The sequence below is a fragment of the Streptomyces sp. NPDC037301 genome (genome assembly GCF_055602785.1).
In genome coordinates, this window is record NZ_JBVJWD010000004.1 from 135415 (window position 1) to 151423 (window position 16009).

Here is a 16009-nt window from a genome sequence, read left to right on the forward strand (position 1 = left end):
GGTCTTCCGGCGCCCGTTCGTCGTGCAGGGGCTGTTCAGCGGCGGTCGTCGAGATCGGTGCCGTCCACACCTTCCGGGCCGTCCGTGCCCTTGGTCTCCGCGTCGGCCTGCTTGGCCTGGACCTCCGGGTCGAGCGAGCTCGGACCACTGCCGTCGACCGAGGACAGGGGCGCGCGGTCGGAGACCTCCGTGGGAGCGGGGGGTTCGACCAGCCAGTCCGGGTTGGCCTGCTTGTCCCACCACCTCCAGGCGGCGTAGGCACCGCCCGCCACGATGCCGACCACGGCGAACTTCTTGAACAGCCGCCCGGTCTTCGCCCGCCGCTCGTGCTTTCTGGCCAGCTGCTTGATCTCCTTCGCGGTCACCTGACTGCGCAGCGCGGCCAGCGCGGCGGCGCTGCGGGCCGAGGCCTCCTCGGCCACGGGCTGGGCGACGGCCATCGCGTGCCCGACGCGCGGCACGGTGTAGTCCGCGGCGGTACGGGCGGCCCGGCGGGTGCGGTGCGCGGCGCGCTGGGCGGCCTCGTCGACCTTGGGGGGTACGTGAGCACGGGCCAGTTCGATACGTGGTGCGAGATGCGCGTCGTATTGGACGCGGGCCTGCTGGGCTGCCTTCGACACCTTCGGCGCGAGCCGGGTGCGGGCCTCGTACGCAAGATGTGCGGCCTGGTCCTTGGCCGTGTCGGCGTAGGGCGCCACCACTTCCGCGGCGTGCTGCACGCTGTCCTTCGCCGAGTCGGTTGCGGCGCGCACGCTGTCGATGCGGGTCACGGGATCCTCCTCCTTGGTGGCGGGTGGATACTCCGCCTTTCCACCCATTTCGAGATCATGCCTGCCGGAGGCCTGTATGGCATGCGGGGCAGGCATCCGGGTTATTCAGGTCATCGGTGACGCCTTCGGGTAATGCGGTGCAAGGGGAGCTTGCCGACGACAATGCCACGGTTCGGTTCAGCCCGCGCCGGTTCGTCACGCACTTGGCCGCATTTGTTCCTGCGGGGAGCGGCACATGAGGATTTCGGGGAAGCCGCAGGCGAGCGGGGTGAAAACGGCCTTCCGCACGGGGTGCGGAAGCGGGCAAGAAGGTGGCGGAATCGGGCAAGAAGGTGAGTGAAGTGCGTTGGTGGTGGCGGCCGGGCACCGGAGCGGACGGTCCGTGCGAGGATCGGTGAACGTCACTGAAGACTTACGGAAGGCAGATCGTGGCTGAGCAGCTTTACGCCACCTTGAAGACCAATCAGGGCGACATCGAGATCCGGCTTCTGCCGAACCACGCGCCCAAGACGGTCAAGAACTTCGTCGAGCTCGCCAAGGGTGAGCGTGAGTGGACGCATCCCGAGACCGGCAAGAAGTCCACGGACAGGCTGTACGACGGCACCGTCTTCCACCGCGTCATCAGCGGCTTCATGATCCAGGGCGGTGACCCGCTGGGCAACGGCACCGGTGGCCCTGGGTACGAGTTCGGTGACGAGTTCCACCCCGACCTCAGCTTCAACAAGCCGTACCTGCTGGCCATGGCCAACGCCGGCCCGGGCACCAACGGCTCGCAGTTCTTCGTGACCGTTTCGCCGACAGCCTGGCTGACCGGCAAGCACACCATCTTCGGCGAGGTCGTCGACCCCGCCAGCCAGAAGATCGTGGACGCCATCGCGTCCACCAAGACCAACTCCCGCACCGACCGTCCGCTGCAGGACGTCGTGATCGAGTCGGTCGTCATCGAGAACCGATGATCGCCGGTAGTCATCAAATGATCACGCTCTGATTGTCCTTTCGGGGAACCAACCGCCCTGCTCGTCCGTACTTGTTACATAGCGGACGAGCAGGGCTGCGTTGTGCGTGCTGCCGCCACGACGAGCACCGAGGGGACCGGGAAGTGATGGGACCGATGGACCAGCAGCCGCCGGGAGACCAGGACCGGTCCGCCGCCACGGACGGCTCGCTCAGCTGCTACCGCCACTCAGGTCGTGGGACGCACATCCGCTGCACCCGCTGTGACCGGCCGATCTGCCCCGAGTGCATGGTCAACGCCTCGGTCGGCTTCCAGTGCCCGGACTGCGCCCGCCAGGGAGCCGGTACGGGACACGGCCCGGGCGCCGCCCGGCCGCGCACGGTCGCCGGCGCCCCCGTCACGGCCGACCCCCGGCTCATCACCAAGATCCTTCTCGGCATCAATGTCGCCGTGTTCATCGCCGTGCAGGCGAACGGTGCGCTGGTCAACGATCTGGTCCTGATCGGCCGTGCCACGACCCACTTCGGCGGCCCGCTGGAAGGCGTCGCCGAGGGCCAGTGGTACCGGCTGGTGACGTCGATGTTCCTGCATCAGGAGATGTGGCACATCCTGTTCAACATGCTGGGGCTGTGGTGGCTCGGCGGGCCGCTGGAGGCGGCGCTCGGCCGTGCCCGCTATCTCACGCTCTACATGCTCTCCGGCCTGGCGGGCGGCGCCCTCACCTACTGGCTCTCCGCACCTGTACAGGGCTCGCTCGGAGCCTCCGGAGCGATCTTCGGCCTGCTGGGCGCCACTGCCGTGCTCATGCGCCGCCTGAACTACGACATGCGCCCGGTCTTCGTGCTTCTCGCGGTGAACCTGGTCATCACCTTCAACCCCTGGGGCGGAATCGCCTGGCAGGCACATGTCGGTGGTCTGATCGCGGGCACGCTGATCGCGATCGGCATGGTGCACGCACCCCGCGAGCGGCGCGCACTGGTGCAGTACGGCACCTGCGCCCTGGTCCTGGTGGCTGTGGTCGCCGTCGTCGTCGCCAGAACAGCCGCGCTGACCTGAGCGGACGCCGTTCCCTGGCGCTCCCTGGGCGTTCCCCAGGTCAGTTGTCCACAGTGCGTGCCGGATCTTGTGCATTCTGTGGGAACAACTGTGCCCCTTGTCGCTGAGCTGGGTTTTTCCAGCAGAGACAAGGGGCGTGCCATCCCCCGATGGGGGAGGCTGCAGTCACATCGGCGTCAACAGCCAGGGAGTTATCCACAGATCGTCTGACCTTTTCCCCTGCCTGTGGATAACGCTGTGGGTAACTCGGGGCAAGGGTTGCAGGACCGGGCCCTGCTGTGGGGTCACATGCCCTGCGGTGCTACTTCCACTGCGTGGAGACACCGAAGCCACCGGCGATGAAGCCGAAGCCGACGACGATGTTCCAGTTCCCCAGCGACTTGATCGGCAGATCGCCGTCGGTCACATAGAAAACGACGATCCACGCCAGACCGATCAGGAAGAGCGCCAGCATCACCGGCGCCACCCAGCTCCGGCTGGTCAGCTTTATGTTGGTTGCCTGCTTCGCCGGAGGGGGCGTGAAGTCGGCCTTCTTGCGGATACGTGACTTCGGCACGAGGAACTCTCCTGTCGATGCGCTGCGTGACCGCGCAGGGAACTGTGGCTGGCGCCGGGGCGGGGCGCGAGGGGGGAATGCTGCCTCCCCCGGGCGTCCGTTAGCGTAGTGCTTCCGAGGCGCCGAAGGAGATAAGGGTACGTTGAGCAATTCTGCCGACTCCCCCCAAGGACCGGTCCGGCGCACCTTCCGGCACCCGGTCAGGGTGCTCACCGCTGCAGTCTTCGCCCTCGCCGGACTGATCTTCGTCACCAGCGCCAACACGGCCAAGGGCACCAATATCCGCACCGACTCCTCGCTGCTGAAGCTCTCCGACCTCATCCAGCAGCGCAGCGGCAAGAACGCCCACCTGGACGAGACCAACGCATCCGTGCGCGAGGACATCGACACGCTCGTCCGGCGCGACGACGGCAGCACCAAGGGGGAGGACGCCCGGCTCAAGGAGCTGGAACGGGACGCGGGCACCGCAAAGCTCTCCGGCCGGTCCGTGGCCGTCACGCTCGACGACGCCCCGCCCAACGCCACCGCCAACCCCGGCTACCCCGACCCGCAACCCAATGACCTGGTCATTCACCAGCAGGACCTGCAGGCGGTCGTCAACGCCCTCTGGCAGGGCGGCGCACAGGGCATCCAGGTCATGGACCAGCGGCTGATCTCCACGAGCGCCGTGCGCTGCGTCGGCAACACCCTGATCCTCCAGGGCCGGGTCTACTCCCCGCCCTACAAGATCACCGCAGTCGGTGACCCGGCCGAGCTCAAGCAGGCTCTCGACAACTCTCCGGCAATCAGCAACTACCTGCTGTATGTGAAGGCGTACGGACTCGGCTGGAAAGTCGACGAGCACAAGGCGGTGACTCTTCCCGGCTACTCGGGCACAGTGGATCTCCACTATGCGGAGCCGGCGAAGTAGCGAGCAGCTGTGGGGAGGCCGACGAGGTGTCGGTGCGACTGATCGTGAGGACGTTCAGCGAACTCTGTATCACCGTCGGCGCCCTGATCGTGCTCTTTGTGGTGTATGTGCTGTTCTGGACCGGAGTGAAGGCCGCCGACGCGACCGAGGGACAGATCGACGCCCTGCGCGACCGGTGGGCGCAAGGAACGGTGTCCGCACCCGCGCCGCACACATCCCCGACGGGGGCGCCCCCCGCCCCCGCGGCGTACCGGGACGGCAAGCCGTTCGCGATGCTGTACATACCCCGCTTCGGGAAGGGCTGGGAGTGGCCCGTCCTGGAGAACACCGAGGTCAGGACCTTGCAGAAGGGGCTCGGCCACTACACCGGGACTGCCCGCCTCGGCGCGAGGGGCAATTTCGCGGTCGCCGGACACCGTCGCACGTACGGGGACCCGTTCAAGGACTTCCCGAAGCTGCGCCCGGGAGACGCGGTGGTGCTGACGGACGGAGCGACGTGGTTCACGTACCGCATCGACAAGAGGCCCTACCGGACGGTACCGAGCGACATCGGGGTCATCGACCCCGTCCCCCGCAAGTCCGGCTTCGACGGGCCGGGCCGCTATCTGACGCTGACCACCTGCGATCCCGAATGGGGCAGCAGCCACCGGCTGATCGCCTGGGCTCACCTCGATGCGACCCAGCCTGTGACCGACGGCAAGCCGGCAGCTTTCCACAGCTGACCCACGCTCCTGCCCCGGCCCTTTAGTCTGGTCCCGTACCGAATGGAGGGGACAGCATGTACGGCTGGATCTGGCGGCATCTGCCGGGCAACGCATGGGTGCGTGCGCTCATCTCGCTCGTGCTGGCGCTGGCTGTCGTCTACGCGCTTTTCCAGTACGTCTTCCCGTGGGCGGAGCCGCTGCTTCCGTTCGGTGACGCGACGGTCGACGGCTCGACCGGATCGGGGGCCGGCCAGTGAGTGCCCGCATCCTCGTCGTGGACAACTACGACAGCTTTGTCTTCAACCTCGTCCAGTACCTGTACCAGCTCGGTGCCGAGTGCGAAGTCCTGCGCAACGACGAGGTGACCACGGCACACGCCCAGGACGGCTTCGACGGCGTGCTGCTGTCACCCGGCCCGGGTACCCCGGAGCAGGCAGGTGTCTGCGTCGAGATGGTGCGCCACTGCGCGGCCACGGGCGTTCCGGTCTTCGGGGTCTGCCTCGGGATGCAGTCGATGGCGGTGGCGTACGGCGGTGTGGTGGACCGGGCCCCGGAGCTGCTGCACGGCAAGACCTCGCTGGTGACCCATGAGGGCACCGGGGTCTTCACCGGTCTGCCGTCCCCCTTCACCGCGACCCGCTACCACTCGCTCGCCGCCGAACCCGACACGGTTCCGCCGGAGCTGGAGGTGACCGCGCGCACCGCCGACGGCATCATCATGGGGCTGCGCCACCGCGAACTGGCGGTGGAGGGCGTGCAGTTCCACCCGGAGTCCGTGCTGACCGAGCACGGCCATCTGATGCTGGCCAACTGGCTGGCACAGTGCGGCGACACAGAAGCTGTCGCGAGGTCGGCGGGGCTCGCGCCGGTGGTGGGCAAGGCCGTCGCGTGACCGCACTCCGCCCCGAACACGACGCCGGACAGGACGGCCCGTACGAGCAAGGAGCGTACGAGGCCGCAGGCGCGTTCGAGGCGGCGGTCGACCAGCTGGCGGATCCGCTGAACGATCCGCTGCCGGGGCAGCATGCCTCGCCGTGGTTCCGGGCGGACAACATCCCGTCCGAGGAGCCGGGAGCGGGGCAGGAGCAGAAGCCGGGGCGGGGGCTGCACCGGGCGCCGGATCAGCCGCCGCAGGCGCAGGCACGGCCGCCACAAGGGGCGCAGAAGCCCGAGGAGACTCCGCGGGAGTGGTACGACCCCGAGGGGTTCGAACGGGACTGGTACGGGCAGCAGGCGCCCGCGCCGACGCCCGCGCCGATGCCCGCGCCGATGCACCGGGCGCAACCCGTCGCCCATCCCTTCCCGCTCGACGACGAGACGGTCGGTCTGCGGACGGCGGACACCCGGCGCCTGGTCGACCAGGCGGTGACGACCCGGCAGCCGAATCCCGGGCCGGAGCCGGAGCTGGAGCCGGAGCCGGAGCCGGGCTCGGGAGCGGGGCCGGCGAGCGATGTGGAGAGCTTCGCGGAACCGGGCACGGGGCCCGAGACGGCCGGTCCGGAACCACGTACCGGAGGCCGCGCCGAGCGCCGGCGTGCTGCCAAGGGGCGCGGCCGCCGGCGTACCGAACCGCAGCCGGAGAAAGCGGCGCCGGCCGCGAAGCCGATGTCACGCGTCGAGGCACGGCGTGCGGCGCGCGCGGCCAAGGACAGCCCGGCCGTTGTCGCCAGCCGGGTCGTCGGGGAGCTGTTCATCAGCCTCGGCGTGCTGATGCTGCTGTTCGTCACGTACCAGCTGTGGTGGACGAATGTGCGTGCCGACCAGTACGCCGGCAAGGAGACGCACAAGATCCAGGACGACTGGGCGAAGGGCGACCGCAATCCCGGTGTGTTCGAAGCGGGGCAGGGATTCGCCATCATCCACATCCCCAAACTGGATGTCGTCGCTCCGATCGCCGAGGGCACCAGCAAGGAGAAGGTCCTCGACCGGGGCATGGTCGGCCACTACGACGAGGGCGCGCTCCGCACCGCGATGCCGTCGGCCAAGCAGGGCAACTTCGCGCTGGCGGGCCACCGCAACACGCACGGCGAACCGTTCCGCTACATCAACCGGCTGCGCCCCGGTGACCTGATCGTGGTCGAGACGCAGGATGAGTACTACACGTACGAGGCGACGAAGACCCTTCCGCAGACATCGCCGTCCAATGTCTCGGTGATCGGCCCGGTGCCGCCCGGTTCGGGGTTCACCGGGCCGGGCCGGTACATCACTCTGACGACCTGTACGCCGGAATTCACGAGTACGTACCGTCTGATCGTCTGGGGCAAGATGGTCGACGAACGACCGCGCAGCAAAGGGAAGCCCGACGCGCTCGTCGGCTGATACATCATCACGACAGGGACGGGTGCGGTGACTGCGAGGACCGAGCACGAAGAGCGAATCGGTGAGTCCGCGCCCCCACAGCGGCGCAGCGGCCGCCACCCCGTCGCGACCGCAGTCAGTGTTTTCGGCGAACTGCTGATCACCGCAGGCCTGGTGCTGGGGCTCTTCGTCGTCTACTCCCTCTGGTGGACAAATGTGCTCGCCGATCGCGAGGCCACCAAACAGGGCCACACCGTCCGCGACCGCTGGGCGGGCGGACCGGGCGCGCTGGACACCAAGGACGGCATCGGCTTCCTGCACGTCCCGTCGATGAAGAACGGCGAGGTGCTGGTCAAGAAGGGTACCGACACCGAGAATCTCAACGACGGCATCGCGGGCTACTACACGGACCCGGTGAAGTCGGCTCTCCCCTGGGACAAGAAGGGCAACTTCACCCTGGCGGCACACCGCGACGGGCACGGTGCCAAGTTCCACAACATCGACAAGGTGAAGACGGGTGACGCGGTCGTCTTCGAGACCAAGGACACCTGGTATGTCTACAAGGTCTTCAAGGAGCTTCCCGAGACGTCGAAGTACAACGTCGATGTGCTGCAGGCGGTGCCGAAGGGATCGGGAGCGAAGAAGCCCGGCCGCTACATCACGTTGACGACCTGCACGCCGGTCTACACGTCGAAGTACCGCTACATCGTGTGGGGCGAACTGGTGCGTACGGAGAAGGTGGACAAGGACCGTACGAAGCCGGCGGAGCTGCGTTAGCCGGTACGATGAGCCGGGCCCGAAGTCGCAACCAATCCTTGCGACTTCGGGCCTTCTGCCGTCGTGGCCTACTTGCTTACTTGAGCACCTGCAGCTTCGCGCCCGCGCTCCAGGCCTCCAGCAGGCCGCGGTGCACGGCGGTGACGCCGACCTGCATCGCGATATCGAGCGACTCGCGGGAGAACGGGCAGGTCGCCACGTACACGGCAACGTCCGCCCGGTGCAGCGTCTTTGTGCCGACGAACTTCTGCATCTCGCCGCTCCACACCGAGCGGTACGGGGCGAAGTTCTTGCACTGGACGACCACCCGTCGCCCGTCGGCGGTGTACGCGGTGATGTCGGCCCCGCGGTCGCCGCTACCACCGTGGATCTCGACGTCGGTGCAGCCGTCCCGATGCAGCAGTCCTGCGATGTGCTGCTCGAACTCCCGCCAGTTCATGGCGTCGATGGAGGCCATGACCCCGGTGAGGGGGCGCTGTTCCTGGGCGTGCTGAAGGCGGCGCAGCTGGATGTCGTGGCGGACGAGCCTCCGCTCGATCTGCTGGACGTTCTCGCGGAGACTGATGAGCTCTCGCTGCTGCTCGCCGGAGGTCTCGATGAGGGCGTTGAGTATGGGGACGACGGTGGCGCCGAGGAGGCGGGTGAAGCTCTCCTCGCTGAGTCGCGTGATGTGGGCGTCGAGGGATTCGACGTCGCTGTCACGCCGAGGGGTATCCGTGATCACCGGGTGCACCCGGGAGGTGTGTTCGACGTCGAGCAGATATGTACGGACACGGCGCGCAATCTCGCTGTCCCGGAGCAGCATGGCAACGTTCAGGACGGTCCGCCGCGGCCAGAGCGCCATGCTCGAACGGGGCTGTGGATAACTCTCCCGATAGGAACTCAGGGTGAGTTCCTTAAATTTCTGCAGCTCAGCGCCACGGATCACCCTCAGACCATTCGATTCGAGCTCCTCTCGATGACGGCTGAGGAGGTTGTTGATGACGGTTTCCGCCACCTCGAAGTAGGCGGCAACCATGGCGGTGGTCACGTGCATGCCGTCCGGCAGTAAGGACAGCATTTTGACTCTGTCGAGTGCCTCCGTCCGCTCGGCGAAGTTTTGACGCAGCGCCTGTGATTCCACCAGAGCGACCTCGTTGATCACGCTCTTGACCCTTCGCGTATCCAGCGATGTGGACGGAGTCCGATGCCCCGCCCTATCCGATCAACGAATCGGCACATATGAAGACACGATCGGTATACGGCTACATGTGCGGTATGCCTCGCAGAAGGCATCGCGGCGGGCACAGCAAAGGGCCCCGGTCACCGTTGCGGTGACCGGGGCCCGATGGCAGTCGCGATTCGGGGTCAGTGCCGACGTGAGCCGGACGGGCCGCCGAAGATGTTGCCGTCTCCACCACCCTGCACGGTCTGGACGTTGACCACGCTGTTCTTGTCGACCTCCTGGCCCGCTTGGGGCTGGAAGAGGACGACCCTCGCGTTGTCGTCATTCGATCCCTGCACCTGGATCTGCAGGCCCGCCTGGGCCAGCAGAGCCTTCGCCTCCGCGAGGGTCTTGCCCTGCAGGTCGGGAACCGTGGCCTTCTCCGGCTGCGGCGGACCCTTCGAGACCTTCAGGACGATCGGGGCGTCCTTGGCCTGCTTGCCGACTCCGGGGGACTGCTCGACCACGGTGTCCACCGGCTGGGTCGAGTCGATGTCGACACGCGAGATGGTTGTGAACCCGATGCCCCTGAGCTGGGCCTCTGCATCCTGGTACGTGCGGGTGCGAACGTCGGGGAGGTCCAGCAGGGCCTGCTTGGCGACCGTGATCGTGACCTCGGAGTTCTTCTCGGCCTTCGCGCCGCCATCGGGGTCCTGCTTGATGACCGTACCCGCGGTCTTGCCGGACTCGACCGCGGTGACGTTCACCGTGAAGCCCTTGTCCTCAAGGTCCTTACGGGCAGTCGCCTCGGTCTTCTCCACAACGTCCGGGACCTCGACCTTCGGCGCACCGGTGGAGACGACGACCGTGACGACCTCCTTCTCCGCCATCTGGCCGTCCGCCGGGTCCTGGCTGCAGATCTTGCCCTTGGGCTGTTCCTCGCAGGGTTCGTGCGAGCCGACCTTGAGGACGACGTCGGCGGTTTCCGCGCGTTTCTGTGCTTCCTTCACAGTCAAGCCGACCATGTTCGGCACATCGACCTTGCCGCTGTTGCTGTTGGTGTTGCTGAACACCGCCCGGCCGATCAGGATCGCGCCGATGAGCACCAGGACGCCCGCGACGATCAGCAGGATCGTCGAGGTGTTGCTCTTCTTCTGGCGGCGGCGGTCCGGGCGGTCGTCGTAGCCGTAGCCGCCGTCGTCCGGGTTGACCGGGGGCAGCATGGACGTGGGCGCGCCGTTCTGGTCCGCGGCGCGCAGTGCGGTGGTGGGCTGGTCGTTGCCGTATCCGTCGTAGCCGCCGTAACCGGGCACACCCATTGCCGCGGTGGCGGCGACCGGCCGGCCGTCGAGGCAGGCCTCGATGTCGGCGCGCATCTCGTCGGCCGACTGGTAGCGGTAGTCGGGGTCCTTGACCAGGGCCTTCAACACGATCGCGTCCATCTCGGGCGTGATCTCGGGGTCGAAGTTGCTGGGTTTCTGCGGCTCTTCCCGTACGTGCTGGTAGGCGACCGCGACGGGTGAGTCCCCGATGAACGGCGGCCGGACCGTCAGCAGCTCGTAGAGCAGGCAGCCGGTCGAGTACAGGTCGGAGCGTGCGTCGACCTGCTCGCCCTTGGCCTGTTCCGGGGAGAGGTACTGGGCGGTGCCGATGACGGCAGACGTCTGGGTCATCGTCATGCCGGAGTCGCCCATGGCGCGGGCGATGCCGAAGTCCATGACCTTGACCTGGCCGGTGCGCGTCAGCATGACGTTCGCCGGCTTGATGTCGCGGTGGACGATGCCTGCGCGGTGCGAGTACTCCAGCGCCTGGAGGATGCCGACGGTCATCTCGAGGGTGCGCTCGGGCAGCAGCTTGCGGCCGGAGTGCAGAAGTTCCCTGAGCGTCGACCCGTCGACGTACTCCATGACGATGTACGGGATGGAGACCCCGTCGACGTAGTCCTCACCGGTGTCGTAGACAGCGACGATCGCCGGGTGATTGAGCGAGGCGGCGGACTGGGCCTCACGGCGGAACCGGGCCTGGAAAGACGGGTCGCGGGCGAGATCGGCCCGCAGTGTCTTCACAGCTACGGTGCGGCCGAGCCGGGTGTCGTGTGCGAGGTAGACCTCGGCCATGCCACCACGGCCGAGCACCGAGCCCAGCTCGTACCGGCCGCCGAGGCGACGCGGCTCTTCCATAACTGTTCCAGCCCTCTCCGTCAGTCCCGACCGCACCGGTGTGCGGTCCGGCGGTGTGCTGCTCGCGCATACGCTACCGGCCGCGCACTACCTGATCGGCCCGGAGTCCGGACCTGATACCTGACCGGTATCCCAATGTGCAGGTATGGCTCCCGATGTGACGGGCATCACCTCTTGCTGTCGATGACCGCCTTCATTACAGCCTTTGCGATCGGGGCGGCCAGACCGCCACCGGAGATGTCGTCCCGGTTGGCCTGGCCGTCCTCGACAACGACGGCGACGGCAACCGGGGAGCCCTTGTCGGTCTTGGCGTACGAGATGAACCAGGCGTACGGCTTCTCGCTGTTGTTCAGACCGTGCTGGGCGGTACCGGTCTTGCCGCCGACAGTGACGCCGTCGATGAGTGCGTTGGTTCCCGTGCCGTTCTTGACCACGGTCTCCATCATCTGCTGGAGCTTCTGGGCGTTCTCACCCGAGAGGGGCTGGCTGAGCTGCTCCTTCTCGTGCGTGTAGATCACGTCCAGGTTCGGGGCCTGGCGCTTTTCGATCATGTACGGCTGCATCAGCTTGCCGTCGTTGGCGACCGCGGCGGCGACCATCGCCATCTGCAGCGGGGTGGCGCGGTTGGACGCCTGGCCGATGCCGGCCATGGCGTTCTGCGGGCGGTTGTCCTTGGGGTAGACGCTGGCGTCGGCGCGTACCGGAGTGAAGATGTCCTTGTTGAAGCCGAACTTGTTGGCCTGGTCGATCATCTTCTGGTTGCCGAGGTCATCGCTGATCTTGCCGAAGACGGTGTTGCAGGACCACCGCAGCGCCTCCCGCAGCGAGGCGTTCTCGCACGGGATGTTGCCCTCGTTCTCCAGGTTGCCGGTGGTCAGCGGGAGCCGGTAGGGCAGCGGCGACTTGGTGTGCTCGTCGATGCTGGTGTACAGCCCGTTCTCCAGCGCGGCCGCGGCGGTGACGACCTTGAAGGTCGAGCCCGGAGGGTAGGTCTCGCGCAATGCCCGGTTGAGCATCGGCTTGTCCTTGTCCTTGGAGAGCTTCTCCCAGGCCTTGGAGTCGGCGTCGGAGTTGCCCGCGAAGGTCGAGGGGTCGTACGACGGGGTGCTGACGAGGGCCAGGATGGCGCCGGTCTGCGGGTCGAGCGCGGCGACGGCGCCCTTCTTGTCGCCGAGTCCCTTGAAGGCGGCCTTCTGAGCGGCGGAATTGAGGGTGGTGACGACGTTGCCGCCCTGCTTCTTCTCGCCGGTGAACATCGACAGGGTCCGGTCGAAGAAGAGCCGGTCGTCGTTGCCGGTGAGGATGCCGTCCTCGAGCTTCTCGAGAAAGTTGGCGTCGAACGCCTGCGAGGAGTACCCGGTGACGGGCGCCCACATGGGGCCGTTCTTCCAGACACGCTTGTACTTGAAGTCGCCCACCTTGGTCTCGACCGAGCCGGTCACAGCGGTGCCGCCGTCGACGATGATGTTGCCGCGTTCGTGCGCGTAACGCTCGATGCGGACGCGACGGTTCTCGTCGCGGCTGTTCAGCTCGTCGGCACGGACGTACTGCAGGTAGTTGGTCCGTACGAGCAGGGCGAGGATGAGGACGCCACAGAAGATCGCGATCCGGCGAAGGGGCTTGTTCACGGTCGGACCACCTGGGTCATCTCGGCGTCGGAGGACGGGGCGGGGGCCGGGGCGGGACGGCGGGCGGTGTCGCTGATCCGGATCAGAATGGCGATCAGCGCCCAGTTGGCCAGCACGGACGAGCCACCGTACGCGAGGAACGGCATGGTCATACCGCTCAGCGGGATGAGCCCCATGACACCGCCGGCGACCACGAAGACCTGGATTGCGAAGGCCCCCGACAGCCCGATGGCGAGAAGCTTGCCGAAGGGGTCACGGGCGGCCAGCGCCGTGCGGACGCCTCGCTCGACGATCAGGCCGTAGACCAGCAGGACGGCCATCATTCCGGCCAGACCCAGCTCCTCGCCGACTGTGGAGAGGATGAAGTCGGCGTTGGCGGCGAACATGATCAGGTCCGAGTGGCCCTGGCCCAGTCCGGTGCCGAGCGTGCCGCCGGAGCCGAAGGACATCAGCGACTGGGCGATCTGGTCGCTCTGCGCCATCGTCGCCTTGGAGAACGGGTCGAGCCAGGCGTTCACCCGGGACTGCACATGCGGCTCGAAGGACGCCACACCCACCGCGCCTACCGCGGACATCAGTAGACCGAAGACGATCCAGCTGGTCCGTTCCGTGGCGACATAGAGCATCACCACGAAGAGGCCGAAGAACAGCAGTGAGGTGCCGAGGTCGGTTTCGAAGACCAGGATCAGGATCGACAGGGCCCAGATGGTGATGATCGGTCCGAGGTCACGTCCGCGCGGCAGGTACATCCCCATGAAGCGGCGGCTGGCCAGCGCCAGCGCATCGCGCTTCACCATGAGATAGCCGGAGAAGAACACCGCGATCAGGATCTTGGCGAACTCTCCCGGCTGGATGGAGAACGGGCCGAGGCTGATCCAGATCTTCGCGCCGTTCACCGCGGGGAAGAACATCGGCAGGATCAGCAGGATGAGCGCCGCGACCATCGAGATGTAGGTGTAGCGCTGAAGGATGCGATGGTCTTTGAGGATCACCAGCACGGCGACGAAGAGGGCGACGCCGATCGCTGAGTACAGCAGCTGCTTGGGGGCATCGGGGCTGTACGCCCCGTAGAGAGTCTCTGCACGCTGGATCAGCCTCGGCGACTTGTCCAGCCGCCAGATCAGCACCAGCCCCAGGCCGTTGAGCAGGGTGGCGAGCGGGAGCAGCAGCGGGTCCGCGTACGGCGCGAACTTGCGCACCACGAGGTGCGCGACGCCGCCGAGCAGGATGAGCCCGCCTCCGTATCCGAACATGCTGGACGGGAGCTTGCCGTCCATGGCGAGTCCGACATTGGCGTAGGCGAATACCGAGATGGCGATGGCGAAGACCATCATCATCAGTTCGGTGTTGCGGCGGCTCGGTGCGTCGATCGCGCCGATCGTGGTCGTGTTGGTGACAACGCTCATGGTGCTGAAGGCCCCCTACGGCTTTACTGCTTACCGCACTGCGGGACCAGCTTTTTCTCTTCCTCCGAGAGGCTGGGACCAGGAGTGGGAGTTGCGGTCGGCTTGGTCTTGGTGGCACCGGAAGCGGCGGATGTCTTGGTGACGTCCGAGCCCATACCACCGGCTTGGCCCTCGTCGGAGCGGGCTTTCTCGGCCGCGCGTCGCTGGGCGTCCTTCTTGCAGGCGGATGCCTGGACAGCGAGTTCGCCGATCTTCTCGCGTGCGGCGGTGAGGTCGCCCTCGGCGATGGTCGCCTCGACCTGCTTGCGCTGGTAGGGCGGGAGGTACTTGAGTTCGATCTCGGGGTGGTCCTTCTCGACCTTCGAGAGCGAGACCCAGGCCAGGTCCTGGTTGAGGCCACGGAACAGCGCGACATGTTCGTTCTTCGCGCCGACATAGAACTGGTTCTGGGTCCAGCGGTAGCCGCCGTAGAGACCGCCGCCGATGACAGCGAGCGCGAGCACGACGTAGAAGGACCTCTTGAGCCACTTACGGCCGCCGCCGGGCTTGATGAAGTCCTCGTCGGTGTACTCGTCGAAGGAGCCGTCAGGCATTTCGCCGTAGCCGACGCCGTCACCGCTTCCGGGCGGACCGAAGCCGCCTGCGGGCGGCGGGACGGGGCGGCCGAGGCCGGCCGCTCGTCCGGCGGGGGTCTGCATGGCGGCTGTGCTTTCGGCGGCGGACATCTGTGCAGCCTGGTTCTCGGCGACCGCGCCGACGATGACCGGGGTGTCGTTGAGCTGTCCGGCCAGGGTGTCGTTGCTGTCGACGTCGAGGACGTCGGCGACGATGCAGGTGATGTTGTCCGGGCCGCCGCCGCGCAGGGCGAGCTGGATCAGCTCCTGGATGGTCTCCTGGGGGCCCTGGTAGCTGGCGAGGGTCTCTTCCATGGTCTGGTGGGAGACGACGCCGGAGAGCCCGTCGGAGCAGATCAGATAGCGGTCGCCGACCCGGACCTCACGAATGGAGAGATCGGGTTCGACGTGGTCGCCACTGCCCAGGGCGCGCATCAGAAGGGCGCGCTGCGGGTGGGTGGTGGCCTCTTCCTCGGTGATCCGGCCTTCGTCGACCAGCCGCTGCACCCAGGTGTGATCCTGGGTGATCTGGGTGAGTACGCCGTCGCGCAGCAGGTACGCGCGGGAGTCGCCGACGTGGACGAGGCCGAGGCGCTGGCCGGTCCAGAGCAGGGCGGTGAGCGTGGTGCCCATGCCCTCCAGCTGGGGGTCCTCCTCGACCATCATGCGCAGTTGGTCGTTGGCCCGCTGGACCGCCGTACCGAGCGAAGTGAGGATGTCCGAGCCCGGGACGTCGTCGTCGAGCTGGACGAGCGTGGAGATCACCTCGGAGCTGGCGACCTCGCCGGCTGCCTGGCCGCCCATGCCGTCGGCGATGGCGAGAAGGCGCGGACCGGCGTAGCCGGAGTCCTCGTTGCCTTCCCGGATCATGCCCTTGTGCGATCCGGCGGCGAAGCGCAGGGAAAGACTCATGCGCACCTCTCCCGTCGGCTCGGGGTACAGCCGGTCTCGAGCCACACTGCCCACCCTCCGGTCGGGAGCCGGGCCGGGTCCGTTGCCCGGACCGCCGCG

The 16009-nt window shown here is 67.2% G+C and carries 15 protein-coding genes; 8 read left to right on the forward strand and 7 right to left on the reverse strand.

Annotation, left to right across the window (positions count from 1 at the left end; genetic code table 11):
- Positions 1–35 precede the first annotated feature (35 nt).
- Positions 36–770: a DUF5324 family protein gene (locus tag ACZ7IB_RS09335; protein ID WP_470910699.1), complete on the reverse strand. Its 735-nt coding sequence runs from the start codon at positions 768–770 to the stop codon at positions 36–38.
- A 428-nt stretch (positions 771–1198) separates the two neighbouring features.
- Here ACZ7IB_RS09335 and ACZ7IB_RS09340 point away from each other — a divergent pair, with 428 nt between their 5' ends.
- Entirely contained in the window at positions 1199–1726 is a 528-nt protein-coding gene (locus ACZ7IB_RS09340; RefSeq protein ID WP_470910701.1) for a peptidylprolyl isomerase, read from the forward strand.
- Between the two features lie 155 nt (positions 1727–1881).
- Positions 1882–2781 carry a rhomboid family intramembrane serine protease gene (locus ACZ7IB_RS09345; RefSeq protein WP_470910704.1) on the forward strand — a complete coding sequence of 300 codons (900 nt, stop codon included), beginning with the start codon at positions 1882–1884 and terminating at the stop codon, positions 2779–2781.
- Positions 2782–3082: 301 nt separating this feature from the next.
- On the opposite strand, the gene crgA is transcribed toward ACZ7IB_RS09345, so the two are convergent.
- A complete protein-coding gene (gene crgA, locus ACZ7IB_RS09350) occupies positions 3083–3337 on the reverse strand; it encodes a cell division protein CrgA (protein ID WP_265543105.1) in 255 nt (84 codons plus the stop codon).
- Between the two features lie 142 nt (positions 3338–3479).
- Here crgA and ACZ7IB_RS09355 point away from each other — a divergent pair, with 142 nt between their 5' ends.
- The 6 genes from ACZ7IB_RS09355 to ACZ7IB_RS09380 are packed head-to-tail and all read left to right on the forward strand — an operon-like array spanning position 3480 to position 8026.
- Positions 3480–4247: a DUF881 domain-containing protein gene (locus tag ACZ7IB_RS09355; RefSeq protein WP_470910707.1), complete on the forward strand. Its 768-nt coding sequence runs from the start codon at positions 3480–3482 to the stop codon at positions 4245–4247.
- Between the two features lie 26 nt (positions 4248–4273).
- Positions 4274–4969, forward strand: coding sequence for a class E sortase (locus ACZ7IB_RS09360; RefSeq protein WP_470910709.1), 696 nt, complete (start codon positions 4274–4276; stop codon positions 4967–4969).
- 56 nt (positions 4970–5025) lie between these two features.
- Positions 5026–5208, forward strand: coding sequence for a hypothetical protein (locus ACZ7IB_RS09365; RefSeq protein WP_470910712.1), 183 nt, complete (start codon positions 5026–5028; stop codon positions 5206–5208).
- Positions 5205–5843, forward strand: a complete 639-nt coding sequence (locus ACZ7IB_RS09370; RefSeq protein WP_470910714.1) for an aminodeoxychorismate/anthranilate synthase component II — start codon at positions 5205–5207, stop codon at positions 5841–5843. Before ACZ7IB_RS09365 ends, ACZ7IB_RS09370 begins: the two co-directional genes overlap by 4 nt.
- Complete coding sequence (locus tag ACZ7IB_RS09375; protein ID WP_470910716.1) at positions 5840–7270, forward strand: class E sortase; 1431 nt, start codon at positions 5840–5842, stop codon at positions 7268–7270. Before ACZ7IB_RS09370 ends, ACZ7IB_RS09375 begins: the two co-directional genes overlap by 4 nt.
- A 27-nt stretch (positions 7271–7297) precedes the next feature.
- Complete coding sequence (locus tag ACZ7IB_RS09380; RefSeq protein ID WP_470910717.1) at positions 7298–8026, forward strand: class E sortase; 729 nt, start codon at positions 7298–7300, stop codon at positions 8024–8026.
- A gap of 76 nt (positions 8027–8102) precedes the next feature.
- On the opposite strand, the gene ACZ7IB_RS09385 is transcribed toward ACZ7IB_RS09380, so the two are convergent.
- From ACZ7IB_RS09385 to ACZ7IB_RS09405, 5 genes are all read right to left on the reverse strand, one after another.
- Complete coding sequence (locus tag ACZ7IB_RS09385) at positions 8103–9170, reverse strand: restriction endonuclease (RefSeq protein WP_470910719.1); 1068 nt, start codon at positions 9168–9170, stop codon at positions 8103–8105.
- 203 nt (positions 9171–9373) lie between these two features.
- Positions 9374–11350 (reverse strand): Stk1 family PASTA domain-containing Ser/Thr kinase, encoded by a 1977-nt coding sequence (gene pknB, locus ACZ7IB_RS09390; RefSeq protein WP_470910721.1) that lies wholly within the window; start codon positions 11348–11350, stop codon positions 9374–9376.
- Between the two features lie 167 nt (positions 11351–11517).
- Positions 11518–12978 carry a peptidoglycan D,D-transpeptidase FtsI family protein gene (locus ACZ7IB_RS09395; RefSeq protein ID WP_470910725.1) on the reverse strand — a complete coding sequence of 487 codons (1461 nt, stop codon included), beginning with the start codon at positions 12976–12978 and terminating at the stop codon, positions 11518–11520.
- Entirely contained in the window at positions 12975–14384 is a 1410-nt protein-coding gene (locus tag ACZ7IB_RS09400) for an FtsW/RodA/SpoVE family cell cycle protein (RefSeq protein WP_470910728.1), read from the reverse strand. The genes ACZ7IB_RS09395 and ACZ7IB_RS09400 overlap by 4 nt, the downstream gene beginning before the upstream one ends.
- 23 nt (positions 14385–14407) lie before the next feature.
- On the reverse strand, positions 14408–15910 hold the full coding sequence (locus tag ACZ7IB_RS09405; protein WP_470910731.1) for a Stp1/IreP family PP2C-type Ser/Thr phosphatase: 1503 nt from the start codon (positions 15908–15910) through the stop codon (positions 14408–14410).
- Positions 15911–16009: the final 99 nt, after the last annotated feature.